This is a genomic window from Listeria monocytogenes, assembly GCF_900187225.1.
GTDB lineage: Bacteria > Bacillota > Bacilli > Lactobacillales > Listeriaceae > Listeria > Listeria monocytogenes.
The window spans coordinates 1,501,926-1,528,248 of sequence record NZ_LT906436.1; the positions used below are offsets into that span (position 1 = coordinate 1,501,926).

General features: G+C 38.6%; 23 protein-coding genes, 1 other RNA gene and 1 other annotated feature. Of the genes, 5 read left to right on the forward strand and 19 right to left on the reverse strand.

All coding sequences use genetic code 11. The annotated features are described in order from the left end of the window. Window positions 1-116 precede the first annotated feature (116 nt). The 4 genes from mnmA to CKV70_RS07685 all read right to left on the reverse strand — a co-directional run bounded on the left by mnmA (window position 117) and on the right by CKV70_RS07685 (window position 4,062). The gene (mnmA, locus tag CKV70_RS07670) at window positions 117-1,232 is read right to left on the reverse strand and encodes a tRNA 2-thiouridine(34) synthase MnmA (RefSeq protein WP_014600849.1); all 1,116 of its coding nucleotides are present in this window, start codon (window positions 1,230-1,232) and stop codon (window positions 117-119) included. Between the two features lie 18 nt (window positions 1,233-1,250). Next, window positions 1,251-2,399, reverse strand: a complete 1,149-nt coding sequence (locus tag CKV70_RS07675) for a cysteine desulfurase family protein (RefSeq protein ID WP_014600850.1) — start codon at window positions 2,397-2,399, stop codon at window positions 1,251-1,253. 113 nt (window positions 2,400-2,512) lie between these two features. Beyond that, window positions 2,513-2,708: non-coding RNA, 6S RNA (gene ssrS, locus CKV70_RS07680), on the reverse strand. A 70-nt stretch (window positions 2,709-2,778) separates the two neighbouring features. Further along, window positions 2,779-4,062 carry a replication-associated recombination protein A gene (locus CKV70_RS07685; RefSeq protein ID WP_014600851.1) on the reverse strand — a complete coding sequence of 428 codons (1,284 nt, stop codon included), beginning with the start codon at window positions 4,060-4,062 and terminating at the stop codon, window positions 2,779-2,781. Window positions 4,063-4,210: 148 nt separating this feature from the next. Here CKV70_RS07685 and cymR point away from each other — a divergent pair, with 148 nt between their 5' ends. The 4 genes from cymR to CKV70_RS07705 all read left to right on the forward strand — a co-directional run bounded on the left by cymR (window position 4,211) and on the right by CKV70_RS07705 (window position 6,992). After that, window positions 4,211-4,633: a cysteine metabolism transcriptional regulator CymR gene (gene cymR / locus CKV70_RS07690; protein WP_003732594.1), complete on the forward strand. Its 423-nt coding sequence runs from the start codon at window positions 4,211-4,213 to the stop codon at window positions 4,631-4,633. A gap of 244 nt (window positions 4,634-4,877) precedes the next feature. Beyond that, entirely contained in the window at window positions 4,878-6,083 is a 1,206-nt protein-coding gene (locus CKV70_RS07695; protein ID WP_003723520.1) for an ammonium transporter, read from the forward strand. Between the two features lie 13 nt (window positions 6,084-6,096). Beyond that, window positions 6,097-6,462 (forward strand): P-II family nitrogen regulator, encoded by a 366-nt coding sequence (locus CKV70_RS07700; RefSeq protein ID WP_003723521.1) that lies wholly within the window; start codon window positions 6,097-6,099, stop codon window positions 6,460-6,462. Window positions 6,463-6,611: 149 nt separating this feature from the next. Beyond that, window positions 6,612-6,992, forward strand: coding sequence for a hypothetical protein (locus tag CKV70_RS07705; protein ID WP_003727404.1), 381 nt, complete (start codon window positions 6,612-6,614; stop codon window positions 6,990-6,992). Between the two features lie 38 nt (window positions 6,993-7,030). On the opposite strand, the gene aspS is transcribed toward CKV70_RS07705, so the two are convergent. Both aspS and hisS read right to left on the reverse strand, forming a co-directional pair. Continuing rightward, window positions 7,031-8,806: an aspartate--tRNA ligase gene (gene aspS / locus CKV70_RS07710; RefSeq protein WP_003723523.1), complete on the reverse strand. Its 1,776-nt coding sequence runs from the start codon at window positions 8,804-8,806 to the stop codon at window positions 7,031-7,033. Between the two features lie 2 nt (window positions 8,807-8,808). Continuing rightward, window positions 8,809-10,086, reverse strand: coding sequence for a histidine--tRNA ligase (gene hisS, locus CKV70_RS07715; RefSeq protein WP_014930953.1), 1,278 nt, complete (start codon window positions 10,084-10,086; stop codon window positions 8,809-8,811). Window positions 10,087-10,148: 62 nt separating this feature from the next. After that, window positions 10,149-10,377, reverse strand: a binding site (T-box leader). Between the two features lie 159 nt (window positions 10,378-10,536). Between hisS and CKV70_RS07720 the strand changes: the two genes are divergently transcribed. Next, window positions 10,537-11,820, forward strand: a complete 1,284-nt coding sequence (locus tag CKV70_RS07720) for an N-acetylmuramoyl-L-alanine amidase family protein (protein WP_003723525.1) — start codon at window positions 10,537-10,539, stop codon at window positions 11,818-11,820. A 36-nt stretch (window positions 11,821-11,856) separates the two neighbouring features. Here the strand turns inward: CKV70_RS07720 and dtd are convergent, their stop codons facing one another. From dtd to CKV70_RS07785, 13 genes are all read right to left on the reverse strand, one after another. Then, on the reverse strand, window positions 11,857-12,309 hold the full coding sequence (gene dtd / locus CKV70_RS07725) for a D-aminoacyl-tRNA deacylase (protein WP_014600853.1): 453 nt from the start codon (window positions 12,307-12,309) through the stop codon (window positions 11,857-11,859). A 15-nt stretch (window positions 12,310-12,324) separates the two neighbouring features. Then, window positions 12,325-14,541 (reverse strand): RelA/SpoT family protein, encoded by a 2,217-nt coding sequence (locus tag CKV70_RS07730; protein ID WP_003723527.1) that lies wholly within the window; start codon window positions 14,539-14,541, stop codon window positions 12,325-12,327. Between the two features lie 205 nt (window positions 14,542-14,746). Then, a complete protein-coding gene (locus CKV70_RS07735) occupies window positions 14,747-15,268 on the reverse strand; it encodes an adenine phosphoribosyltransferase (protein ID WP_003723528.1) in 522 nt (173 codons plus the stop codon). Further along, entirely contained in the window at window positions 15,258-17,609 is a 2,352-nt protein-coding gene (gene recJ, locus CKV70_RS07740; RefSeq protein ID WP_003733816.1) for a single-stranded-DNA-specific exonuclease RecJ, read from the reverse strand. The genes CKV70_RS07735 and recJ overlap by 11 nt, the downstream gene beginning before the upstream one ends. 105 nt (window positions 17,610-17,714) lie before the next feature. Next, window positions 17,715-18,059 (reverse strand): LapA family protein, encoded by a 345-nt coding sequence (locus CKV70_RS07745; protein WP_003723530.1) that lies wholly within the window; start codon window positions 18,057-18,059, stop codon window positions 17,715-17,717. A gap of 95 nt (window positions 18,060-18,154) precedes the next feature. Then, a complete protein-coding gene (gene secDF, locus CKV70_RS07750; RefSeq protein ID WP_003723531.1) occupies window positions 18,155-20,419 on the reverse strand; it encodes a protein translocase subunit SecDF in 2,265 nt (754 codons plus the stop codon). Window positions 20,420-20,519: 100 nt separating this feature from the next. After that, a complete protein-coding gene (locus CKV70_RS07755; protein ID WP_003723532.1) occupies window positions 20,520-20,810 on the reverse strand; it encodes a post-transcriptional regulator in 291 nt (96 codons plus the stop codon). A gap of 142 nt (window positions 20,811-20,952) precedes the next feature. Then, complete coding sequence (gene yajC / locus CKV70_RS07760) at window positions 20,953-21,282, reverse strand: preprotein translocase subunit YajC (RefSeq protein WP_003723533.1); 330 nt, start codon at window positions 21,280-21,282, stop codon at window positions 20,953-20,955. Between the two features lie 33 nt (window positions 21,283-21,315). Continuing rightward, window positions 21,316-22,455 (reverse strand): tRNA guanosine(34) transglycosylase Tgt, encoded by a 1,140-nt coding sequence (gene tgt, locus CKV70_RS07765; protein WP_003723534.1) that lies wholly within the window; start codon window positions 22,453-22,455, stop codon window positions 21,316-21,318. An 86-nt stretch (window positions 22,456-22,541) separates the two neighbouring features. Further along, window positions 22,542-23,570, reverse strand: a complete 1,029-nt coding sequence (gene queA / locus CKV70_RS07770; RefSeq protein WP_003723535.1) for a tRNA preQ1(34) S-adenosylmethionine ribosyltransferase-isomerase QueA — start codon at window positions 23,568-23,570, stop codon at window positions 22,542-22,544. A 3-nt stretch (window positions 23,571-23,573) separates the two neighbouring features. Beyond that, window positions 23,574-24,581, reverse strand: coding sequence for a Holliday junction branch migration DNA helicase RuvB (gene ruvB / locus CKV70_RS07775; protein WP_003723536.1), 1,008 nt, complete (start codon window positions 24,579-24,581; stop codon window positions 23,574-23,576). A gap of 15 nt (window positions 24,582-24,596) precedes the next feature. Then, window positions 24,597-25,202: a Holliday junction branch migration protein RuvA gene (gene ruvA, locus CKV70_RS07780; RefSeq protein WP_003732588.1), complete on the reverse strand. Its 606-nt coding sequence runs from the start codon at window positions 25,200-25,202 to the stop codon at window positions 24,597-24,599. Between the two features lie 123 nt (window positions 25,203-25,325). Next, window positions 25,326-26,261, reverse strand: coding sequence for an L-lactate dehydrogenase (locus tag CKV70_RS07785; protein ID WP_014600854.1), 936 nt, complete (start codon window positions 26,259-26,261; stop codon window positions 25,326-25,328). Between the last annotated feature and the right edge of the window lie 62 nt (window positions 26,262-26,323).

A 26,323-nucleotide genomic window follows, 5' to 3' on the forward strand; every position in this document is an offset into this window, starting at 1 on the left:
AAGGACCTCTTTTCACTGTTTCGTATAATATTTTACCATAAAATCTGTTTAAAAAAACGCATTTAAACAGGAAAAAACCGGAGTCTCGTAGAAAACAAGATTCTCCGGTTCTAATTTCAGCCTACATAATCTAACTTTTGACCGTTTTTCCAAACCGTATCGATTGTTCCACCGCCAAGGCAAACGTCGCCATCGTAAAATACAACAGCTTGGCCTGGAGTGATTGCACGAACTGGATCAGCAAAAACAACTTCTGCTGTACCATCTTCACGCAAGTGCACGGTTACTTTAGTGTCCGTTTGACGATAGCGGAATTTAGCAGTACATTCGATTGTTTTTGGTTTTTCTGCATTAGTTGTAAAAGAAATGTCCGTTGCAATTAGAGAATCTGAATATAAAGTTTCATGATGGAAACCTTGTTCCACAAACAATACATTTTCTTTTAAATTTTTACCAACAACAAACCAAGGTTCACCGTCTCCACCAATGCCTAGGCCATGACGTTGACCGATTGTATAATACATTAATCCGTCATGTTTCCCTAACACTTCGCCGTCCAGTGTTCTCATTTCGCCAGGTTGCGCCGGAAGATATTCACTTAAAAATTGCTTAAAGTTTCTTTCGCCAATAAAACAAATGCCAGTGCTGTCTTTTTTGTCTGCAGTAGCAAGTCCAGCTTTTTTCGCGATTTCACGCACTTCTGTTTTTTCCATAGCCCCAAGTGGGAACATGACTTTTTTCAGTTGATCTTGTGAAAGCTGGTTTAAGAAATACGTTTGGTCTTTATTATTATCAACGCCACGAAGCAATTCGATTTCGTCGCCTACTTTTTTCACTTGTGCGTAGTGACCCGTTGCCACATAATCCGCGCCCAGGCTTTCCGCATGTTCTAAAAATGCCTTGAATTTAATTTCTTTATTACACATAACATCTGGGTTTGGTGTGCGACCAAGTTTGTATTCATCTAAGAAATACGTAAACACTTTATCCCAATATTCTTTTTCGAAATTAACCGCATAATAAGGGATATCGATTTGGTTGGCTACGCGAATAACATCATCGTAATCTTCTGTTGCCGTACAAACGCCAAATTCGTCCGTATCATCCCAATTTTTCATAAAGATGCCAATAACATCATAACCTTGTTCTTTTAATATATGAGCAGTGACTGATGAATCTACTCCGCCTGACATGCCGACAACTACACGAATGTCACTATTATTTGTACTCAAAGTTCGCTCCTCGCCTTCTTAAATTTTCATTAAACGCGTTACTACTTCACTAATTTTCGTAGCCGCCATTTCTACTTCTTCTAAATGATTTCCTAGTCCAAAACTAATCCGAACGGTCTCTTGAATCGCTGGATGATTTTCACCAAATAGAGCAACTAAAACATGCGATGGATCTACTGTTCCCGCCGTGCAAGCCGAGCCACTCGAAACAGCAATTCCTTCCATATCCAAATTCATTAATAATTGTTCAATTGAAACACCTGGAAAACGCACACTATAAACATGTGGTAGCGTATCAGCTTCTAAACCATTTACTTCAAAATCCAGCTCTGCAGAACGCCAAATTTCTGCCATTCGTTTTTTAAAGGATATATATTCCTCGTTTTTTAGTTCGCGTTCATTTGTCATTATAGAAGAAGCTGCACTAAATCCGCAGATTCCCGCTAAGTTTTCTGTTCCAGCGCGACGTTTTCGTTCTTGTTCGCCGCCGTGCATTTGGTAAGCAAGACGTGTCCCATTTTTGACGTATAAAAAGCCTACGCCACGTGGTCCATTTATTTTATGAGAAGAAGTAGTTAATAAATCTACTCCTAACTCCATTACATTTATATTTAATAGCCCGTAAGCTTGTACTGCATCTGTATGGAAAATGGCTTGTTGATCCCGTAGCAATGCACCAATCTCCGCAATTGGCTGAATGGAGCCAATTTCATTGTTACCATACATAATAGAAACAAGAATTGTTTCAGGGCGTAAAGCAGCCTGTACGCTCTCTACAGACACGATCCCATGCTCATCTACTGGCAAATAAGTCACTTCAAAACCTTGAGTCTCAAGATATTCACATGTTTTTAAAACAGCATGATGCTCAATCTGCGAAGTAATAATGTGTGTTCCGTTTTCTTTATGTGCTAAAGCTGTCCCAATAAGTGCCAAGTTATCACCTTCTGTACCACCGCTTGTGAAAATAATTTCTTTTTCTGTAGCGTGAATACTTTTAGCGATTGTGTGGCGAGCTTCATCCAATGCTTTTCTCGCCTCTCGTCCAGCGTAATGAATACTAGAAGGATTGCCGTACGTATTAGTAATTGCGCCAAGCATTGTTTGGATAACTTCTGGATGAATTGGACTTGTCGCAGCATGGTCTAAGTAAATTCTGTTTTCCATTTTTTATCGCGTCCTTTTTTTAGACGAATTCCTGTTCGCCGTTAATCGTTTCTTATTGTAACAGCAATACTCCTGTAAAGTAAAGAGGAATAACTCCTATTTACACGCAAAAAAGAAACCCCAATCGTACCGTTTAGGATTCCCTTCCTTTGAACCCGCTCTCAATTAAAGCAGGTGGGTGCTCTGTCTAACGGTTTGCACTTCCTCGTGTGAAGGCATGTGCGCCGCGCCGGAACTCCAAGCTCCCTAGGTATAAAAAATTGTTCGGTTCAAAAATATCAGGAACTATATCGAATACATTAGGGTTTCTTTTCTTCATTTAGAATACCATAGGAAAGACGAAATTTCAACGTTAGCGACTTTTCATTTGGCACTTTTTTTATTCTTTTTTTGCCTTGTTTTCATTAATTTTTTGGTATACGCCAGCGATTGTTTGCTCGAATTTCGAAGTGAATTTCGGCTCATAATATAATTTATTTTTAAGGCGATCTGGCAAATATTGTTGGTCAACCCAAGCATTATCATAATTATGCGGATATTTATAATCAATTGCTCGTCCAAGTTTTTCTGCACCAGAGTAATGTCCATCTCGTAAATGATCTGGCACTTCTCCACTTTTTCCTTGGCGAATATCTGCTAGTGCCGCATCAATCGCCATAATAGCAGAATTGGATTTAGGCGAAAGGCAAAGCTCGATGACAGCATTAGCGAGCGGAATTCGCGCTTCAGGAAACCCGACTTTTTCTGCGGTTTGGATGGCTGCGAGTGTATGCGCCCCGGCTTGTGGACTCGCAAGACCAATATCCTCATATGCCATAACGAGCATTCTCCGGCTGATACTGACTAAATCTCCTGCTTCAATTAAACGTCCCATATAATGGAGCGCTGCATTCACATCGCTACCACGAACAGATTTTTGAAAAGCACTTAATACGTCATAATGGGCATCGCCGTCTTTGTCATGAGCTAAACTTTTCTTTTGTAAACACTCCTCTGCCACATCGAGTGTAATATGAATCACACCATCTTCATTTGGTTCAGAAGAAATGACAGCTAACTCTAAGGCATTCAGCGCACTACGCACATCCCCATTACTCGCCGTTGCAAAATGTTTTTTCGCAACCTCATCTATTTCTACATCATAATTCCCAAGTCCCCGCTCTTTATCTGAAAGCGCCCGGTCCATAGTTATCATAATATCTTCTACCGTTAAAGGTTTTAACTCAAAAACTTGTGTCCGGCTTCGAATCGCCGGATTAATCGCGATGTATGGATTACTTGTCGTTGCACCTATTAAGATAATCGCGCCACTTTCAAGTAATGGTAGTAAAAAATCTTGTTTTGCTTTATCCAACCGATGTACTTCATCTAAAAGAAGAATAACCGTGCCGCTCATTTTTGCCTCAGCTGCTACTACTTCCATATCTTTTTTATTATTGGTAACTGCATTTAATGTACGGAATGCATATTTTGTACTTCCAGCAATCGCACTTGCGATCGAGGTTTTTCCAATTCCAGGCGGTCCGTATAATATCATAGAAGATAATTGTTTTGCTTTGACCATCCGATTAATAATTTTATCTTTACCGACTAAATGCGTTTGTCCCACGATTTCATCTAATGCTTTCGGGCGCATCCGGTAAGCTAAAGGTTGAATTGCCATATAACCGCTCCTTCTTATTTGCTTATTTCCCATTATAACATAAGAACACCTGTGCGTTCACGTACTTGTTTCCTTTGCCTTCTTTCATTAATTCCGATATAATAGATGCGGTATAAGTGGTTTTGAAATTACTGGAGGTTAAATAAAAATGAAGATTACAACAAAAGGTCGTTATGGCCTAACAATAACACTTGAACTCGCAAAAAGAATTGGTGATGGTCCTATTTCCCTTCGTAGTATCGCCCAAGATAAAAATTTATCGGAACATTATTTAGAGCAATTAATCGGACCTCTTCGTAATGCAGGAATTGTTAAAAGTATTCGCGGTGCCCATGGCGGCTATGTTTTAAATGGTGATCCTGAAAAAATTACTGCGGGTGATATCATACGTACACTAGAAGGGCCCATCGTACTTGTGGAAAGTATGGAAGATGAAGAAGCTGCCCAGCGAGAACTATGGACACGAATGCGTAATGCCGTCCGTGACGTGTTAGATCAAACAACGCTAGCTGACTTACTAAAACATTCTACTGACTCTGAATTAACAGATGGATACATGTTTTATATTTAATGAAAAAAGCCTATTTACGAATAGGCTTTTTATCTACCATTGAAACGGAAATTACACCATATTATAATCTGATTATTCTGAAATAAATATCAAAAGCAAACAATTGAAAACGCTATATGTTAGATAATCTAACCAAATTGATTGAATTGATAAAATATTCTTGCCTTTATTTGAATATAGTGTATTATAAACGCATAAATAATATATTACATGTTAGTTTATCTAACAAAAAGGAGAGTTGAGTATGGAATCAGTATTTATGTTCTTTTGTACTTTATTGGTTTGGTTGATGACACCAGGAATCGCATTATTTTACGGCGGTATGGTTCGACGCAAAAATGTGTTGAGTACTGCAATGTATAGTTTTAGTTCGATGGCAATTATTTCTATTCTTTGGGTGATTGTTGGTTATTCGTTAGCTTTCGCCCCTGGGAACGGCTTTATAGGTAGTTTTGATTGGACCTTCCTTCATAATGTCGGTTTTGCGGCAAATGCTACTTACTCAGACGCCATTCCACATGTTCTATTCATGATGTTTCAAATGACTTTTGCTATTTTGACTGTAGCTATCATTTCTGGGGCATTTGCAGAACGGATGAATTTCTCCGCTTACTTGATTTTCATTATCTTATGGTCATTACTTGTTTATTCCCCTGTCGCTCATTGGGTTTGGGGTGATGGCGGTTGGTTACGTAATCTTGGAGCACTTGATTTTGCTGGTGGAAATGTGGTTCATATTAGTTCCGGTGTAACAGGATTAGTACTTGCGATTATGATTGGACGAAGAAAAGAAGCCGACTCTGCTTCTCCGCACAATTTACCACTTGCGCTTATTGGTGGTATTCTAGTTTGGTTTGGTTGGTATGGTTTTAATGTTGGTAGCGCCCTTACAATTGATAATGTGGCTATGACAGCTTTTGTTAATACGAATACGGCAGCTGCTGCAGGTATTATCGGTTGGGGTTTGGTTGAATGGTTGACGAATAAAAAGCCAACTATGCTTGGAACCATTTCCGGAGCAATTGCTGGTTTAGTATCCATTACCCCTGCCGCTGGATTTGTTACCGTTCCAAGTTCACTTATCATTGGTTTCTTCGGCGGAGCACTATGTTTCTGGGCTGTGTTCTGGTTGAAAGGAAAAGTAAAATATGATGATGCACTTGATGCATTCGGTCTTCACGGAATCGGAGGTATTTGGGGAGGTATTGCAACTGGACTTTTTGCTACAACAAAAGTAAATGAAGCTGGAGCAGATGGATTATTTTATGGGAATGCTTCTCTAGTAGTAAAACAATTAATTGCAATCGGCTCAACGGTGGCATATGTAGCTGTAGTAACAGCTCTAATCGTCGTAATTATCAAACTATTTTTACCAATCCGTGTAAATGAAGAACAAGAGTACAAAGGACTTGATTTGACACTGCACGGCGAAAAAGCATATCAAGAATAAAGGAGGCAACAATATGTCTGGATTAACAAAAATCGAAATTATTACTCGCCCAAATCGCTTTCATTTATTTCAAAAAGAACTTGCAAAAATCGGCGTGAGCGGCTTAACCGTAACAAAAGCACTTGGTACTGGGTTAGAAAAAGGATTTATTGAACTTTATCGGGGTACAAAAAAAGAAAGCAATATTCATGAACGAATGAAAATCGAAATCGTTGTTTCCACCGTTCCCGTTGAGGATGTACTTCGTGTTGTTAAAGAAACGCTACGTACTGGCGAACCCGGCGACGGAAAAGTTTTTATTTACCCACTTGCAGAAGTCGTTAAAATCAGCACTGGCGAAACCGGAATCGACGCATTACAAGATAAACCATCAAAATGAATAGTTAAAATGGTGAATTAATTAAAAATGGGGCCTCTATTCTAAAAAATCAATGAGAAATGGCGTTTACCCCTTCCGCTTCTTAACTTTTACACTTATAATGAAAAAGGAAGAACGTTTAGAACAGATAAGGAGGCGCGAAATTCCCTATGCGTAAAATCCCCATTTTCACCGTTCTAGTAGCCATCCTGCTTTTTGGCGGTTATTATCTTTATCAACACGCTTCGTCAAAAGTAGACGTTACCTTTAATTTCGTGGTGGACCAAAAATCAAAAAACAATACCATCACTGGCAAAATTGACGGCGCTGGAAACAAATCAATTACACTACCACTTTCTGAAGAGAGTTGGGATGCAGTAAAAAAAGGGAATCGCTACAATGTGGAAGCCACTTTTTATAATAAAAATAAAATCAGCTCCAGTGAAGCGAAAGAATTGGACGGCCCATTCTGGTCCAATGATTCCAATCGAGGGTTATTAGTTAATAAGGTACACGTTGAAAACATTCAAGAATTAAGTGATGATTTTTAAAGCAAAAAGAAGGTGAGCATTAGCGCTCACCTTCTTTTTTAGTTTGTTTCTTTTTTTACTGTTTCGAGTTTCAACTCTGCTAGCTGAGCTTCACTCACTTCACCTGGTGCGTTTGTTAGCGGATCCACTGCACTACCTGTTTTAGGGAATGCAATTGTGTCACGCAAGTTGTTTCGACCAGCTAAGATCATAACGATACGATCTAATCCTAGCGCGATACCACCGTGAGGCGGTGTACCATATTCTAACGCATCCATTAGGAAGCCAAATTGTTCTTTCGCTGATTCATCCGTAAAGCCAAGTGCACGGAACATCGATTCTTGCACTTCTTTTTTATAAATCCGTAATGAACCGCCGCCGATTTCATATCCGTTTAATACGATATCATAAGCTTCTGCCATCACTTTAGAAGAATCCGTTTCAAGAAGCGGGATATCTTCTTCTTTTGGTAAAGTGAATGGATGATGCGCAGATACATAACGCTCTGCTTCTTCATCGTATTCAAATAGAGGCCAATCAGTCACCCATAAGAAAGCAAGTTCTTCTTCATTGATTAAGTTTAAGTCTTTACCAAGTTTATTACGAAGCGCCCCAAGTGATGCTGCAACGATATCTGCTTTATCAGCTGCAAATAGTAATAAGTCACCATCTTCTGCTTGTAGTGCTACTTTAAGTTCTGCCGCTTTATCTTCAGGGAAAAATTTAGCAATTGGACCTTTTAGTTCACCAGCTTCTACTTTTAACCAAGCAAGACCTTTTGCACCGTAGTTAGCAACAAAAACGCCAAGTGCGTCTAAATCTTTACGCGAAAAATTAGCTGCGGCTGCTTTTGCATTGATTGCTTTCACTTCGCCACCATTTTCGATTGCGGATTGGAAGACTTTAAAATCAACATCTTTTACGACATCGGATACATTTTGTAATTCTAAACCAAAACGAATATCCGGTTTATCACTGCCAAAACGATCCATTGCTTCTTTATATGTCATACGAGGAAACGGTTTTTCAATGGTGATATTTTTTGCTTCTTTGACAACATCTACCAGCATATCTTCCGTAATCGCTTGGATTTCTTCTTTCGTTAAAAAGCTTGTTTCTAAATCGATTTGTGTAAACTCAGGTTGACGGTCACCGCGCAAATCCTCATCGCGGAAGCAACGTACGATTTGGTAATATTTATCGAACCCAGCAGTCATTAGTAACTGTTTTAAAATTTGTGGGGACTGTGGCAATGCATAGAAGTTACCAGGATAAACACGACTTGGCACAAGATAATCGCGTGCACCTTCTGGCGTACTTTTTGTTAAATAAGGTGTTTCGATATCAAAGAATCCAAGCGCATCTAGTTTATTGCGGAACGTTCTTGTTACTGTGTGACGCATTTTGAAAATATTATTCATTTCTGGGCGGCGTAAGTCTAAATAACGGTATTTCAAACGCAATTCATCCGAAACATTCACTCCATCTTCAATATAAAATGGTGGCGTTTTGGAAGTATTTAAAATCGTAATTTCTTCTGCTAAAACTTCTACTTTACCAGTTGCTAATTTTTCATTGATAGCTTTTTCACCACGAGCATGAACTGTTCCTTTAATAGTAACAACAAATTCATTTCGAACACTATCAGCGATTTCAAGCGCTTCTTTTGAAAATTCAGGATTGAAGACCACTTGCACAATTCCCTCACGGTCACGCAAATCAATAAAAATTAAACCACCTAAGTCGCGTCTTTTTTGCACCCAACCATGAAGGACAACACTTTGACCAATATGCGCTTCGTTTAATTCACCGCAGTAACTTGTACGTTTTTCCATTTTTATTTCTCCCCCTTGGTGTTTGATAATTTTTCTAGTATGGTTGTTTCAGACACAGCTTCTTGCTCGCCCGTTTCCATATTTTTCAATTGATAATTGCCTGTTTGTAATTCTTCTTCACCAAGAATAATGGTGTATACGGCATTTTTTCTGTTGGCATCTTTTAGTTGTGCTTTAAATTTACGTTTTAAGTAATCTTTTTCTGCACTAATACCATTTTGTCTTAATTTATTTACGAGTGTTACGCCTTTTAGTTCTGCTTCTGGTTGCGCTGTAATCACATAAACCTCTAATGGTTTTTTCGCAGGTATTTCGATGTCCGCTTTTTCTAGTGCCAGTAAAATACGTTCCACACCAATACCAAAGCCCATTCCTGGTGTATCTGGGCCGCCAAACTCTCTCACTAAACCGTGATATCTCCCACCACCACAAAGCGTTGTTTTCGCGCCAAATCCTTCTTCTACGCTCATAATTTCAAATGTCGTGTGGTTATAATAATCTAAACCACGAACCATCGTTGGGTCAATTTCAAACGGAATCTCTAGCGCATTTAAGTAATTTTTAACATTTTCAAAATAGGCAACAGATTCCTCATTTAAAAAGTCCAAAATAGATGGCGCAGATTGAATCAGTGGATTGTCATGATCTTTTTTACAGTCTAAAATCCGCAGTGGATTTTTGTGTAACCGCACTTGGCATTCTGCACAAAATTCATCAATGTGTGGTTCAAAATGTGCAACAAGTGCTTCCCGATGTTTTAAACGGCTTTCTTTATCACCAAGGCTATTAATGACTAATTTAATGTTTGTTAAGCCAATTTTTCGAAAAAACTCCATTGCCAGTGAAATTACTTCTACATCAATAGAAGGATCATCACTTCCAAGTGCTTCAATTCCCATTTGAGTAAACTGGCGTTGTCTTCCGCCTTGTGGACGTTCATAGCGAAACATTGGTTCATTATAGTACATTTTGATTGGTTGGCTCACTTCACCGTATAATTTATGCTCAACGAAAGCTCGAACAACAGAAGCAGTCCCCTCTGGTCTCAGTGTTAAGCTTCTTCCGCCTTTGTCTTGGAAAGTGTACATTTCTTTTGATACGATGTCCGTAGAATCGCCAACCCCACGCTCAAATAATTCCGTATGTTCAAAAACAGGCGTCTTGATTTCTTCATATTGGTAGTTTTCGCAAACATTTTTAAACTCTGTCTCTAAAAAATGCCATTTACTAACCTCTTCCGGCAAAATATCTCGCGTCCCTCTTGGTAATTGCAAATCCATCACCATAACCTCCTTTTTTTACTTCAAAATATAAAGAAAAACCCCCGTCACTTGTTATAAAAACAAGGGACGAGAGTCTATTTACACCCGTGGTACCACCCTAATTAGAACTACTAATGAGTCCTCACTTAAGTCAGTTAACGCCTGAATACGTTCTTGCTTACTGTTTTTCAACAAGAAACCTCGAGAGTGTCTTTTCAGAAAATGTGACTATCTTTATCCTTTCAGCCAAATGGGATAAATTCTCTGTATAGCATGGATTTTCTTACTTTTCTCTGTCGCTAGTTTTAAATATGAATTATTCTAAGATTACTAAAAACACACTGAAAAGTCAACATTTTGCCAGTTTTTTTATAAAAAACCACTTTCTAGTTCCATGAAAGCGCATTTTATGGTAACATTTTACTGTCAGATAAAAGTTTATGAGTATATGGGTGGTGTTAGCTTTAAATGAAGAATAAATTCATTTTTATCACCGTTGTCTCCATTTTATTGATTGCAGCAGGTATTTTTACAACCATAGCAATGGCGAACGCGAATTCCGTTGTCGTCAAAGCAGAAGTCTTAAATGTCCGTAGCGGTCCTGGTTTAGCATATGATGTAACGAGCCAAGCCAGAAAAAATGAAGTACTCCGGGTAGTCGGTGAAGAAAATCAATGGTACAAAGTTCAGTTAGATAACGGAAATAGCGGTTGGGTTGCAAGCTGGTTAGTAGAAAACACTGATGTCAGCGCAGCAAGTAACAGTGTCGCTATCGTTTCTTCTGACGGCGGTTTGAATGTACGTGAAAAACCAAGTACCTCAAGTAAATCACTTGGATTGCTAAATAATGGTGATCAAGTAACAGTTACTAGCCAACAAAACGGCTGGGCGCAAATCCAATATAACGGAACAAGCGCATGGGTTAGCTCCGATTACTTAACTATTCGTGAATCTGTTACAAAAGTAGATGAAAGTGAGCTACAAACAGTAACCATTCGCGATGACTCCACTAATATTAGAAATAAGCCAAGTCGTGATGGTGCCGTCATCGAAAAAGCAAATTCTGGCCAAGGGTTCGCTATTCAGGGAGTACAAGGTGACTGGTATAAAATACGTACGACAAGCGGCGAAGAAGGTTATGTAGCTAACTGGGTAGTCGATGTTTCCGACAAAGGTCAAACATCCAGCCCTCGAAGCAAAACAACCAAATTATCCGAAGCAACCATCGTTATTGACCCCGGACATGGTGGCAATGATCCAGGTGCTAAAGGGGCAAATGGCACAATTGAAAAAGAAATGACTTTAAAGACAGCCAAACAATTAAAACAAAAATTAGAAGCTAGAGGCGCTAAAGTAATCTTAACGAGAAACAGTGATAAATATGTCTCTCTAAAAGGAAGAACAAATATAGCTGCCGAAAATAATGCAGATGTGTTTATTAGTATTCATTTTGATAGCTTAGAAGACGCAAGCAAAGGTGTAAGCGGTCAAACAACTTATTATTATGATAATAGTGATAAATCGCTTGCTGAAAGTATTAATACTACGCTCGGGAAAGATCTCCCTACTACTAATCGTGGTGCAAGAGTCGGCGATTATTATGTAGTCAGAGAAAATTCACAACCAGCAGTCCTCTTAGAACTTGGTTATCTAAGTTCCGCAAAAGATGAAAATAATATTAATTCAGCATCTTACAGAAGCCAAATTGCTGAATCAGTAACAGACGGCCTATCTAATTACTTCTCTAATTAAAAAAAACAATCATTCAGTTTCCTGAATGATTGTTTTTTATTTACGCATTTCCTCTGAATCGAGCATTATTGTTACTGGACCGTGATTGACAATTTTCACATCCATCATAGCGCCAAATACTCCAATTTCAACAATAAAACCCGCTTCTGCAAGTTTTTGATTAAATAAATCATACAGTGCTTCTGCTTTTTCTCCAGGAGCGGATTTTGTAAAGCTTGGACGTTTCCCTCTACTTACATCAGCGTATAAAGTGAACTGAGAAACGCTAAGAATCGCGCCACCTCGTTCGGCTAAAGAAATATTCATCTTCTCTGATTCATCTTCAAAGATTCGTAATCCCACGATTTTTTTTGCCATATAGTCCACGGTTTCGGGGGTATCTGTATGAGTGAATCCAACTAATAGACAAAGCCCTCCAGCTATTTCACTAATAACTTCATCCTCCATACTTACGGACGCTTCATAACACCGTTGTAGTAGTACACGCATCGCTTCTCCACTCCTTTAGTTCATTAATCTTCTCACTGTATATACGTCTGGGATTTGTTTTATTTTATCCACTACTCGTTGTAAATGATTAATATTATGAATTTGCAGCGTGACCACTAATGTTGCCATCTTGTTGTTATCAACCTTAGCATTGACACCATTAATATTAGAAGTTAGACTGTTAATCACTTGCAAAATATCATTTAATAGTCCGTTGCGATTATAACCGTATATTTCGATGTCTACATTATAGTCATTTTTCGCTTGTGAATCAGCATCTTCCCAGTCCACTTCGATTAGCCGCTCTGGTTCGATAGCTTGAACATTTGGGCAATCTTGACGATGAATAGAAATCCCGCGACCTTTTGTAATATACCCAACGATATCATCACCAGGTACCGGATTACAACATCTGGATAGTCGAATTAATAGATTACCTACCCCTTGAACAACTACTCCTGCATTATGCTTAATCTTCAGTTTTTCATTGTTAGCATCTGAATTCGAAGGTTTATTTTCTGATTGCGTTAATAACTTCTCTGTTTCTGCTTCTAGTTCACGTTCTTTTCGAAGTTTTTCTGTTAAGCGGTTAGCTACTTGTAAAGCTGTAATACCATTATAACCAACAGCAGCAAACAGATCATCTTCATGCGAAAAGTTTAGTTTATCTGCTAATTTGCGAAGGTTTTCAGCTGCCATAATTTTTTTCGGCTCAAATCCAAGTTGTCTAATTTCTTTCTCAACTAAATCTCGGCCTTTTTCGACATTCTCTTCTTTTGCTTGTCGTTTGAAAAATTGCTTGATTTTGTTTCGAGCTTGGGAAGTTTGAACTAATTTAAGCCAGTCTCGACTTGGGCCATAAGAATGTTTGGACGTTAAAATGTCAATAATATCGCCCGTTTTTAATTTATAATCTAGGGTAACAATTTTTCCATTAATTTTTGCACCGATAGTTTTGTTTCCGATTTCGGTATGGACGCGGTAGGCGAAATCAAGCGGTACAGAGCCATTTGGTAACTCGTACACGTCACCTTTTGGAGTGAAAACGTAAACAACATCCGAAAATAAGTCGAGTTTCAAGCTTTCCATAAACTCTTCCGCATTATCCGATTCATTTTGATATTCTAAAATTTCTCGGAACCATGTTAATTTGTTATCGAATGAAGTTTTGGAATTGACCACTTTACCTTCTTTGTATGCCCAGTGTGCCGCAACCCCGTATTCAGCGATTTGATGCATTTCGTGCGTTCTAATTTGAACTTCAAGAGGTTCTCCTTGAGGCCCTATAACCGTCGTGTGAATCGATTGATACATATTCGACTTCGGCATCGCAATATAATCTTTAAAGCGACCTGGCATCGGTTTCCAGCGCGTATGAATAATACCAAGAACAGCGTAGCAATCCTTGATACTACTAACGACAATTCGAACAGCCAGTAAATCATAAATTTCGTTAAATTGTTTATTTTGTTCACTCATTTTCCGGTAAATCGAATAAATATGTTTCGGTCTCCCAGAAATATCCGCTTGAATATTAAGTTCATCTAAATTTTCATTTACACCATCAATCACATCATGCAAGTAACGTTCTCTTGCATCCCGCTTTTGCTTCATTAAGTGGACAATACGGTAATATTGTTGTGGATTTAAATAGCGAAGTGCTGTGTCTTCTAGCTCCCATTTCACTCGCGATATTCCCAAACGGTGCGCGAGTGGCGCAAAAATTTCTAATGTTTCATTAGCAATTCTACGTTGTTTTTCCACTGGCAAATGTTTTAATGTCCGCATATTGTGCAAACGGTCCGCCAGTTTGATTAAAATAACGCGAATATCCTGCGCCATCGCAATGAACATTTTCCGATGGTTTTCGGCTTGTTGTTCTTCATGTGATTTATATTTAATTTTACCAAGTTTCGTTACTCCGTCTACTAGCATGGCAACTTCACTGCCAAAAACTTCTTCTAAATCCGCTAGTGTGACTGGTGTATCTTCCACGACATCATGTAAAAATCCAGATGCAACGGTCGATGGATCCATTTTTAATTCGACTAAAATGCCGGCAACTTGAATTGGATGAATAATATACGGCTCACCTGATTTACGAAATTGCTCTTTATGAGAATCGCGCGCAAATTCATACGCTTTTTTTACAAGCGCTAGATGTTCCTGATTCATATAATGAGAAGCCATATCGATGACTTGCTCAGCTGTCAGATTTTGTTCTTTCGCCATTTACATTCACCCTCTTATCTCCATGTCATATATACAACTTAAAAACACCCAAAAACTGAGTGCTCTAAAAAATATTCTTGTTTAATATTATAGCATGAGCCGTCTTTGTTTAGAAAGCACTTTTCCTTGATTTTTCACATTTTCTGGCAGTTTTCAGCTTTTTAATCAAAAAACTACCCCTAAAATAATAGGAGTAGTCTATTTTTTATAATTTCATAAGGATTAAACGGTCGTAACCATTTAATTTTTTGTGTCCTTCTAGCTCTTTTAGTTCGATTAAGAACGCACACCCAGCAACAATACCACCTAGTTCTTCCACTAGTTTAATTGTCGCTTCGATTGTTCCACCAGTTGCGAGTAAATCATCTGTAATTAGCACGCGTTGACCCGGTTTGATGGCATCGCTATGCATAGACAATTTATTAGTACCATATTCTAAATCGTATTCCATTTCGATTGTTTCACGAGGAAGTTTTCCTGGTTTGCGAACAGGTGCAAAACCAATTCCTAGCGCATAAGCAACTGGGCAGCCGATAATAAAGCCACGTGCTTCCGGCCCAACAATAATATCAATTTTTAATTCTTTTGCGTATTCAACAATTTTATCTGTAGCAAAACGATATGCTTCTCCGTCATTCATAAGGGGCGTGATGTCTTTAAACACAATTCCTTTTTTCGGCCAATCGTTCACAATCGCTACATAATCTTGTAAATCTTTAATTTCCATTTTCTAGTTCCTCCGCATTCGGGTAAATTGATGTTTCCATCATTGATTTCATCCAACTATGAAGCTCAGTATAATTGGAGTACAACAGTTTTTTTCTTGTAGTTATTTCTTCTACCTTTTGTTGATAAACAAGTGACTCGTCCAGATTACGTTTTTCAACAACTTCATTGATAATAATCTGACCACTATCCATTTTAGCAAATTCTAAATCAAAAAACACCTTTGACATGAAATCTATTTGCTCTTTATTCCAACCAAATTTTTGCATTAGCCGTGGTGTGTACTTTTCGATTGGAAATGGTTGGAATTTTTTAATGAGACTATATAATTCTGCAAAAGCTAACCGGTCTGGTATTGCCGGGATTTGATTACCTTCTGCTGCATCAAAATGGACAAAAATACGCTCTGGTTTCGTTTCGCGAACAATCGTTTCAACTAATTCGATATTCGTTGGCATATCTGCGAAAACAAGTTCTTCTGTCTGGAAATCTGCCACAAAATCAGCTTTTTCATTCACCAAAATATAGTTTTGTTCTCCAAGCGTACCAATCGTTCTTTCTTCAAAACAAACGAAAACTCTTGATTCTGTTTGTTCTTGGAGTATCCTAGCCCACTCTGATTTATTACGTACATCAAAGAGTTGCCAGTGCGAAATGTGAATATCCATCATTCGTAGTTGCGGTTTTTTCACATTGTTCCATTCATTGATGGACAATTCTCCAACCACATCCACGGCTGCTGTCGGAGAAATTTTATCTACCAAATCTCCTACGCCAAATCCAATAGAGTCTAAAGTGGCATCATTTTCCTCTGTGGCGAGCATTGTTTTTAAATGGGTTTTATCTGCCCCAATTCTTTTCGTTCCTTTTAAATGCATGTTTTCTAACAAGAAAATCGGTTTAGGATTATCCATCCCAAAAGGCGCTAATTTTTCAAGTTGAGCAATAAAGGCCACCGAAACATCAGCAAGCTTAATTTTTTCTTCTATTTTCAAGGCCGGGCGAAAATCTTCTTCTGAAAGATAACTCGCTTCTTCTTGTAATTTAGCTTCTAATTCAGTTAGGTTTTCGGCTGGCAATGTAAGGCCTGCAGCCATTGGATGCCCACCGAAGGCCATCATTAAATCACGATGTTTATCAAGCGCTTGATATAAATGAAACGCGTCCACACTTCGACCAGACCCTTTAGCAATTCCAGTTACAGGATCAATCCCCAACACAATTGCCGGTCGAGAATATGTTCCAACTAATTTAGAAGCAACAATTCCAAGGATTCCGGTATTCCACCCCTCACCGTAAACAACGAGCACATTTCCTAAAGTGTCTTTTGCCTCAATTGCCTCCATCGCGAGCTTTGTTGTATCAACAACTATTTGTTTCCGTTCCTTATTCGCATCATCGATTTCTTCCGCTAAGAAAAGTGCCTCTTCTGGATCTTCCGTTAAAAGTAAATCAGCCGCTGGATCTGCTGGGCCTAATCGACCAACTGCATTCAGTCGTGGTGCCAAACCAAAGCCAATCGTTTCTTCCGTAGCCTCTTCTAATTTCAAACTAGCTTTTTTAGCTAGCACAGCCAGTCCAAGGTTGGCGGATTCGCGTAATTGACGCAATCCCAGTTGAACAAGTAAGCGATTTTCATCTGTTAAAGAAACTAAATCTGCCACAGTCCCAACTGCAACTAAATCGAGCAGTTCTTTTGGCTCTTCTCCAAGTAAAGCGTGCGATAATTTGTAAGCAACACCCACACCCGCTAGTTCATCAAACGGATAAGCTGATTTAGGATGCTTTGGGTGGATAACAGCCACAGCTTCTGGCATAATCTCACGCGGTTCATGGTGATCCGTAACAATAACATCTAAACCAATCTCTTTGGCATGAGCCATTACTTCAAGCGCCGCAATACCATTATCAACCGTAATAATTAAATCTGTTCCTTGGTTTTTAGCCATATCAAAAGCGGCAATATTCGGGCCATAACCTTCCGTAAAGCGATTAGGAATATAAAAATCAGCATCGGCTCCTAAATGCCGCAATGTTTTCATTAAAACTGCAATACTAGTAACCCCATCTGCATCATAATCTCCATAAACTAAAATCTGCTCATTTCGTTCTATCGCTTGCTTAATTCTAGCAACCGCAAGATCCATCTCTGCGAATAAAAACGGGTCATAGCTTTCATATTTTTCTGGGTGGAAAAATTTATCGAATTGTCCTTGCGTTGTAATTTTTCTTTTCCAAAGTAGTTTTGCAAGTGGAAGCGAGATTTTTAGCTGTTCTGCTAATTGACTTGCTTTATCTTCCGCCGCTTCCTCGATATTCCATAAGTATTTTGAATGAATCACATTACCCCACCTCTCAACCTTCCTATTATATCGAAAATCACTAGAAAAACCAAGAGGAATCTTCCAATAAAAAAACGCCAACATATTTTGTCAGCGTCCCATTTTTTATTTAGTTGTGTCTACCGCATTTTCTGTATCACGTTTTTCTACTTTAGATGAATGAGTTTTCATTGCTTTGGCAGCTGCTAGTTGACGTTCCAATTCTGCTTTTTCGGTGGTTAATTGTTTTACTTTTTTCTTCATTCCACGAGATTTCGCGATATTTAAGAAAAAGATAATCAAACAACCGCAAAGAACAGAGCCTAAAATAATTAATATTAATGGCCACTCTGCTTGAGCAAATAAAAAGTTTACTTCAACTGGATCTACATTAATAACTGCAAAAATCGCAATAATGAGTGCTAAAATAATCCCCGCAATTACTTGCCACTGTACTTTATTTTCTTTCATGTTTTCTCCTCCTTGCACGATTATCTTATTCTGTACCCGTTTCTGTCCTATTAAAAACGACCGAATCTCTTTTTATGAAATTCGGCCGTTCGTTTTTATACGACAGGTTGTCCGTTATTACGTGGTTTTTTCTTTTTAACTGTGCTAATTGGTCCTTTTTTACGAAGTTGTCTTGCTTTAAATACGTACCATAATTGCATCGCCATAAAGATGGAGGAGAATACACTGGAAACCAGTCCAACAAGTAAGGCGATGGAGAAGTTCAGAATAGACTCACTACCAAATAGTACAAGTGCAAGTACGGTGAAAATAACCGTTAAAATGGTGTTAATAGAACGAGTGAATGTTTGTCGTAATGCTTTATTAACAGCATCCGCAATTTCTTCTTTCGTTTTGAAACGTTGCATCTTCATACTAATATCTCGTATCCGGTCGGCGGTGACTATCGTGTCATTAATGGAATAACCGATAACCGTCAGCACTGCGGCAATGAAGGTTAAGTCAACCTCCAGCCTTGTTACACTGAAGAATATGAAGATGATAAATGCGTCGAATAGTAAGGAAAGAATCGCTGCAATACCCATATAAAATTCAAACCGGACCGCAATATAAAGTACAATCAACACAGACGCCACACCGAGTGCCCAGAAGCCATTTTTGGCAAGTTCTTTCCCGACAGTTGGTGAAACAGTACTAATGCTTGGTTCGTGCTTATATTTGTCCTCAAAGTAATTTTTAAATTTAGCTACGTCATTTTGCGATAATGTACCTTTATAAGAAACAACGGCTGTTTTAGAACCTGATCCTTGGAAAACAATATCATCTGATGGCATATCAATCGTATCTAAATCTTTCTTAATTTGCGTTTCTGTCAGTGTTTGATTAGCTGTCACTTCCGCTCGTGTCCCACTGGCAAAGTCAATACCTAGATTTAGTCTAAATATGGATAGAATAACAATACCGACAATAACAATTGCAGCAAAAATAGATAAGAACAGACGATGATGTTTTACAAAATCAAATCGGTCAAAGTGTGTTTTTAAGCTAAAGCTATTAATGCCCTCATGTAAATTATGGATATCTTTTCGTTTAACTGCAAAGAATCCTGGTTTATTGTTAAGCCAATTACTTTTCACTAATAAGCCTAATAAGAATCTTGATCCCCAAACCGCTGTCAAGAAGCTAACTAAAATACTAATGATTAGTACTGTAGCAAAACCTTTGATGGAGCTTGTTCCAAAGTAGAAGAGAACCGCAGCTACGATAAGTGTCGTCAAATTACCATCTAAAATCGCACGGAATGCTTCTTTACCGCCGACTTCAAAAGCAGCTTTCGTCGACCTACCAACCTTGATTTCTTCTTTTATTCGCTCGTAGGTTATTACGTTCGCGTCAACAGCCATACCTATCCCCAGAATCAAACCTGCAATCCCTGGCAAAGTAAGTGTTGCGTTAAGTAGACTCAGTATTAATAGTACTAAATAAGTGTATGCAACTAAAGTGATAGAAGCAATAACACCTGGTAAACGGTAAACAGCCATCATGAAAATAAAGATAGCAATAACCCCAATAATACCAGCTAAAATAGTTTCTTGTAATGCATCTTGACCAAATTGAGCGCCAACAGATGTAGAGTAAACCTCTTTCATTTTCACAGGAAGTGCCCCAGAGTTTAGCAATTCAGCTAAATCTTTTGCTTCTTCCGTTGTGAAGCTTCCGGAAATCTCTACTTTATCTGTATCTAATACGCTACTTACGTTTGGTGCTGATAAGTAAGCCGGGTCTTTCTTTTCGCGTTCTGTTTTGTACTTTTGTCCTTCTTTCCAATCTAACCAAATAACTAATTGATTGTCAGGCGCTTCTGCTAGTATTGTTTTTGTTACACTAGCAAATTTGTCTGCGCTTTTTAGTTTTAATGTAACGATTGGATTATTGCTTGAATCAAAAGCTTGTTTAGCACCGCCTGCAACCAAGTCACTACCATTCATCATCATTTTGTCATTTGCATCTCTAAATGATAATTGGGCTGTGGTCGATAGCATTTTACGTGCTTCTGCTTGGTCAGTTACTCCAGCAAGTTGAACACGGATACGGTTATTTCCTTCGATTTGAATACTCGGTTCAGCTACACCTAATGAATTAACACGCTTATCGAGTGAAGTTACTGTATCTGTCAACGTTTGTTTCGACACAGTCCCTTTGCCGTCAGCTGGTGACACTTCATATAGAACTTCGAATCCCCCTTGAAGATCCAAGCCTAAGTTGATGTTTTGCATAACCATTTTTGCGGTACCAAATACAGCACCAAAGATAATTGCAACTACTAGAAAGAAAATAACTATCTTACTCTTTTTTACCATTTCTGTTTCGTTCCTCCCTCATCTAAACCATAACAAATCCCAGTCTAACAACAAATACTTCTATTTTATGTATGGAACCCAAGCATTTGCTAACAGGCTGTTAATCTTCCACATTTGGTTGAAGCATACTATCTGCTTGAGAAACATGGTTATTAGATTCTTGTTCAGCTGTTGTCATAATAAATTGCATTAATTGTCCAATTTTCATTTGCATGACATCATTTATACGTTCATGCAAAGCAGGGGTTGGTCCATTCTTCCACTTTTCCTCTGTTAAAAATGCCCAAATGTGGCTTGCCTTGATTTCTCGGTAACCTAAAATATGAAAATCTTCTACTTTTATTGAAATCGCTGGCGCTAAATCTTCATACCATTCCGAAAATCTATCCATATCAAGTCTTCCCCTTTCTTAAACAATAAGCATATTCCCATTTTATCTAAAAAAAGCTTAAATGGGAAGTATAAGCTCTATTTTTATGGTTAAAAAATACCATTTCACCGTTTAAAGGGAAATGGCATTTTTATTTCAAGTATTATTTGTTGTCTTCTACAACTTCAGTGTCATCAGAAGTTGTTTCTGCTACAACTGGATTAGAAACCGCATTACCTTTTTCAAGTACAGTTCTGATTGCGTTACGGTCAAAAGTTAATTTGCTGTTTCCACATTTCAAAATGACTGTGCCATCTTCAATTGCTTCAACAATACCGTGAAGTCCACCAATAGTAATAATTTTATCACCTTTTGCTAAACTACTTTGCATATTTTGTACTTCTTTTTGACGTTTTTGTTGAGGTCTGATTAATAAGAAGTAAAACAAAACGATCATCAAGATAATTGGTATAAATGTTACAATACCGCCCATATTTTCCAACTCCTTTCGATACTTTATATATATTTAGAAATTTTTTGCATCAGGACGATTGAATCCATATTGCTCAAAAAATTCTTCCCTAAAATCAGCAAGACGATCTTCCATAATAGCGCCACGAACTTGCTTCATTAAGTTTAACAGAAAATGAAGATTATGATAAGTTGTAAGTCGAATTCCAAATGTTTCTTCACAACGAATCAAGTGTCGGATGTATGCACGCGAGTAATTTTTACATGTATAACAATCACAATTTTCATCAATTGGACGGAAATCGTGTGTGAACTTAGCGTTTTTAATAACTAAGCGACCACTAGATGTCATACAAGTACCATTTCGTGCAATACGTGTGGGAAGAACACAGTCAAACATGTCCACTCCTCGAATCACGCCATCAATCAATGAGTCAGGCGAACCTACACCCATTAAATAGCGTGGTTTGTTCGCTGGTAACAGCGGTGTCGTGTGTTCCAAAACGCGGTTCATGACATCTTTTGGTTCCCCTACTGATAAGCCGCCGATGGAATAACCAGGAAAATCAAGCGAAACGAGATCTTTCGCACTTTGCGCACGTAAATCTTCGTAAGCTCCACCTTGGACGATACCGAACAAACCTTGGTCTTCTGGTCTAACGTGCGCTTTTAAGCCGCGTTCAGCCCAGCGAGATGTTCTTTCTACTGATTTTTTCATATATTCATGCGACGCTGGATATGGTGGACATTCGTCAAAACTCATCATAATATCCGAACCAAGTGCATTTTGAATTTGAATCGCTTTTTCTGGTGATAAGAAAAGTTTGTCCCCGTTTAAATGGTTCCGGAAATGAACGCCTTCTTCTTTGATATCACGCATTTTACTCAAACTAAACACCTGAAAACCACCTGAATCCGTTAAGATTGGTTGATCCCAGTTCATAAATTTATGTAGTCCGCCCGCTTCTCGAATAAGTTCTTCTCCGGGACGCAACCATAAATGATACGTATTGCTTAAAATAATACCTGCACCCATGGCTTTTAATTCTTCGGGTGACATTGTTTTTACCGTCGCAAGCGTGCCAACTGGCATAAACATAGGTGTATCAAATGTGCCGTGCGGTGTATGGATTTTACCAAGACGAGCACCTGTTTGTTTATCTGTTTTAATTAGTTCATAACGAATGGCGGACATGTGTTACCTCTTTCTTATTTACTCTATTCACTAGCATAACGAAAATTACCAATGAAAACAAGCTTTTCTATTAATTTTTTCGCAATTTAATGAATAAACATTGCATCGCCAAAACTAAAGAAGCGATATTGTTCTTCTACAGCATGATTATAGGCTGCTAAAATTTTCGTGCGGTCTGATAAAGCAGACACAAGCATAATTAATGTCGACTTCGGTAAATGGAAATTCGTTATTAGTGCATCTACTGCCTGAAAAGTATATCCTGGGGAAATGAAAATCTCTGTCCAACCTGATTCAGCCACTAGTTTGCCGTCATGACGACTCGCAATTGTTTCTAATGTTCGGATAGAAGTCGTTCCAACTGCAACAACTTTTCCGCCTTGTGCTTTGATTTTATTAATTCGCTCAGCAGATTCTTCAGTTAAACGATAAAATTCAGAATGCATTTTATGATTGGTAGTATCTTCTACGTCCACTGGGCGGAATGTTCCGAGCCCCACATGAAGTGTCACGAAAATAATTTCTACACCCTTTGCGCTAATTTGTTCCAGTAAATCTTCGGTAAAATGAAGACCCGCAGTCGGCGCAGCAGCTGAACCATTTTCTTTCGCATAAACGGTTTGATAACGATCTTGGTCAGCCAGTTGTTCTTTAATGTATGGAGGAAGTGGCATTTCGCCAAGTTGCTCCAATACCTCATAAAAAATGCCTTCATAAGAAAATTCTAAAATCCGACCACCATGCTCAAGCTCTTCCAAGCAAGTCGCTTTTAAAGCGCCATCACCAAAAGTAATGGTTGCACCTTTTCGAATTCTTTTAGCAGGTTTTACTAAAGTTTCCCATGCATTGCCTTCTTTTTGTTTCAAAAGGAGCACTTCAATGTGTGCGCCAGTTTCATCTTTAATACCATGCAGCCTTGCTGGGAGGACGCGTGTATCATTTAACACTAGTGCGTCCCCTTCGTTTAAATAGCTGATAATATCAGTGAAATGTTGGTCTTTTATGTCACCTGACTCTTTATCAAGCACCATTAGTCGGCTTGAAGTCCGGTCTAATAGTGGGGTTTGTGCGATTAATTCTTCTGGTAAATCAAAATCGAAATCTTCTACTTTCATGCTTTATACCTCTTTTTCATAACTTATTCCTAAATGGTTATACGCCGTTTCAGTTACGATTCTTCCTCGTGGCGTTCTTTGTAGAAAACCGATTTGTAGTAAATATGGTTCTTGCATATCTTCAATGGTTTCTCGTTCTTCTCCAATACTTGCAGCGATTGTATCCAGACCAACTGGACCGCCTCTAAACGATTGGATAATTGTATGGAGTAATTTTTGGTCAATGGTATCTAATCCTCTTGGATCTACTTGAAGCAAAGTAAGCGCTTCTTTCGCTAGCTTTTCGGTTACCGTTCCATTTCCTCGAACTTGCGCAAAATCACGAACCCGTTTTAATAAACGATTGGCAATCCGCGGGGTTCCTCTTGAGCGTCTAGCTATTTCACGCGCACCGAGATCATCAATTTTTGTATCTAAAATATTGGAAGTTCTGAGGACAATTTCGGTCAACTGCTCTTCTGTATAAAATTCTAAATGATCAATTACGCCAAAACGATCTCTAAGGGGCGCTGATAAAAGTCCAGCTCGTGTCGTCGCTCCTATCAAAGTAAATGGTGGTAAATCTAAACGAACCGAGCGCGCAGTTGGACCTGTTCCAATCACAATATCCAAACAATAATCTTCCATTGCCGGATATAAAATCTCTTCAATCGCTCTTGATAAACGATGGATTTCATCAATAAATAAAACATCCCCTGGCTCAAGGCTTGTCAAAATTGTCGCCAAGTCGCCTGGACGTTCAATAGCTGGTCCACTCGTTGTTTTAATTTGGCTACCCATTTCTGATGCAATGACCATCGCAAGCGTTGTTTTACCAAGTCCTGGAGGGCCATATAAAAGCACATGATCCAGTGCTTCATTTCGGAGTGTGGCAGCTTCTATAAAGACAGTTAAATTATTCTTTACTTTATCTTGCCCAATATATTGTGAAAGGTTCTGTGGCCGCAAACTAGTTTCAAAAGATACTTCTTCTGCGTCTACTGTTTCACTTGAAATAATTCGTTCATCCATGCCACAAGCTCCTCTCTATTTTGTCATTAATTGTAGCGCTAGCTTGATATATGCGTCGCTTGTTAAGTCAGCTTCTTTAGCCAATTTTGGTATTACTTTTTTAAGTTCTCGCGTGCTATAACCGAGCGCTTCTAAAGCTAATACGGCCTCTTCTAATTGCGGGGAAAGTCCCGCAACCATATCGTTTTCTGGGGCAACATAAACAATTTCGCTCGCAACAACATCAGCCAGTTTTCCTTTTAAATCAAGAATAATTTGGCGAGCTGTTTTTTTACCGACACTCGGAAATTTGGTTAAATAAACATCGTCTTCGGATTCAATCGCTGAAATTAGTGGAACGACATCGCCTGAAGCAATAATGGCTAGTGCGCTTTTTGGTCCAATGCCCGAAACACTCAATAATTTTTTGAATAAATAACGTTCTTCTGTTGTTTGAAAACCAAATAAAGAAATATTATCCTCTCTCACATGCTGATACAAAAAGACTTGCGCTTCTGTACCTTCTAGTCGTTGAAAGGAAAACGGGTTCCCTGTAATTATTTGATAGCCGATTTGTCCTGCCTCAACAACAATATATTCGGGTGTAATCGTCGTAACGGTTCCTTTTATGTAATCGTACAATTTATTCGTCCTCTCTTCATTTCACGTCATACATTATATGATAGCATAAAATGGAACATCTGTACTAGTTTTTGTTCATAAAAGGAAAGCTCTCTTAGTTTACATAATAATATTATTGACGCCTTAAATAGAAGCTATACTTTTTTTAATGACAGATACTGAATTCGCAAAAGCTTGTTCTTCTTGTTCATCTAATTTTAAAGAGATGATTTCCTTTACACCATTTTGACTTAAAACAGCTGGTACTCCGATGGCTAGACCGCTTTCTCCGTATTCGCCATCAAGTACACAAGATACCGTCAAAGCGCGCTGGCTACCACTAAAAATATGACGACAAATCTCAACAATCGTACCACCTATGCCATATTCTGTGCATCCTTTTTGGTGATAAATTTCAAAACCAGTATCACGAGCAGTTTCACCAATTTGTTTCAAATCCAGTGACTCGCCTAATTTTTCCAAACTATATTCATTTACCGGTTTACCATAAATAGATGAATGTGACCAGACTGGGAACTGAGAATCGCCATGTTCTCCTAGGATAAAAGCATCGATACTTTGAGCAGCGATATCTAGTTTTTCCGCGAGTAAACGGCGTAACCTTGTTGTATCAAGCCATACCCCCGTTCCGAGTACCCGTTCTCTTGGTAAACCGGACAATTTCCAAACCTGGTATGTGATGATGTCACACGGATTCGTCGCGATTAAGAAAATACCATTAAACCCGCCTTTCATCATCTCAGGCACAATGCCTGAAACGATTCGTGAAGTACTTCTCAATTCGTCTAAACGAGTTTGTCCTTCTTTTAAAGGTCCTGCAGTTACAGTGATTACAGCGATATCTACATCTGCGCAATCGCTCGCGTCACGAACTGTAATATCCATTTTCCCGGGCATAAATGCAGCGGCATCAGCCAAGTCTTTCCGATTTCCTTCTACGCGTTCTTTATTTAAATCTACGAGAATTAACTCTTCCACAAATTTTTGATTAACAAATGCGTGTGCTGCAGCTGTTCCTACATTCCCAGCTCCAATTATCATTACTTTACGCGGTTTCATATTTTCTTCCTCCTAGTGATTCATATAAAACACCCCTATTCAAATTGTCCGAAAAAGGGGTG

Excerpts from the sequence above, each read along its gene's own strand:
- CKV70_RS07675 (WP_014600850.1), bottom strand. The coding sequence starts at position 2,399 with ATGGAAAACAGAATTTACTTAGACCATGCTGCGACAAGTCCAATTCAT.
- CKV70_RS07685 (WP_014600851.1), bottom strand. The coding sequence starts at position 4,062 with ATGGCAATTCAACCTTTAGCTTACCGGATGCGCCCGAAAGCATTAGAT.
- cymR (WP_003732594.1), top strand. The coding sequence starts at position 4,211 with ATGAAGATTACAACAAAAGGTCGTTATGGCCTAACAATAACACTTGAA.
- CKV70_RS07695 (WP_003723520.1), top strand. The coding sequence starts at position 4,878 with ATGGAATCAGTATTTATGTTCTTTTGTACTTTATTGGTTTGGTTGATG.
- CKV70_RS07700 (WP_003723521.1), top strand. The coding sequence starts at position 6,097 with ATGTCTGGATTAACAAAAATCGAAATTATTACTCGCCCAAATCGCTTT.
- CKV70_RS07705 (WP_003727404.1), top strand. The coding sequence starts at position 6,612 with ATGCGTAAAATCCCCATTTTCACCGTTCTAGTAGCCATCCTGCTTTTT.
- aspS (WP_003723523.1), bottom strand. The coding sequence starts at position 8,806 with ATGGAAAAACGTACAAGTTACTGCGGTGAATTAAACGAAGCGCATATT.
- hisS (WP_014930953.1), bottom strand. The coding sequence starts at position 10,086 with ATGGATTTGCAATTACCAAGAGGGACGCGAGATATTTTGCCGGAAGAG.
- CKV70_RS07720 (WP_003723525.1), top strand. The coding sequence starts at position 10,537 with ATGAAGAATAAATTCATTTTTATCACCGTTGTCTCCATTTTATTGATT.
- dtd (WP_014600853.1), bottom strand. The coding sequence starts at position 12,309 with ATGCGTGTACTACTACAACGGTGTTATGAAGCGTCCGTAAGTATGGAG.
- CKV70_RS07730 (WP_003723527.1), bottom strand. The coding sequence starts at position 14,541 with ATGGCGAAAGAACAAAATCTGACAGCTGAGCAAGTCATCGATATGGCT.
- CKV70_RS07735 (WP_003723528.1), bottom strand. The coding sequence starts at position 15,268 with ATGGAAATTAAAGATTTACAAGATTATGTAGCGATTGTGAACGATTGG.
- CKV70_RS07745 (WP_003723530.1), bottom strand. The coding sequence starts at position 18,059 with ATGAAAGAAAATAAAGTACAGTGGCAAGTAATTGCGGGGATTATTTTA.
- secDF (WP_003723531.1), bottom strand. The coding sequence starts at position 20,419 with ATGGTAAAAAAGAGTAAGATAGTTATTTTCTTTCTAGTAGTTGCAATT.
- CKV70_RS07755 (WP_003723532.1), bottom strand. The coding sequence starts at position 20,810 with ATGGATAGATTTTCGGAATGGTATGAAGATTTAGCGCCAGCGATTTCA.
- yajC (WP_003723533.1), bottom strand. The coding sequence starts at position 21,282 with ATGGGCGGTATTGTAACATTTATACCAATTATCTTGATGATCGTTTTG.
- tgt (WP_003723534.1), bottom strand. The coding sequence starts at position 22,455 with ATGTCCGCCATTCGTTATGAACTAATTAAAACAGATAAACAAACAGGT.
- queA (WP_003723535.1), bottom strand. The coding sequence starts at position 23,570 with ATGAAAGTAGAAGATTTCGATTTTGATTTACCAGAAGAATTAATCGCA.
- ruvB (WP_003723536.1), bottom strand. The coding sequence starts at position 24,581 with ATGGATGAACGAATTATTTCAAGTGAAACAGTAGACGCAGAAGAAGTA.
- CKV70_RS07785 (WP_014600854.1), bottom strand. The coding sequence starts at position 26,261 with ATGAAACCGCGTAAAGTAATGATAATTGGAGCTGGGAATGTAGGAACA.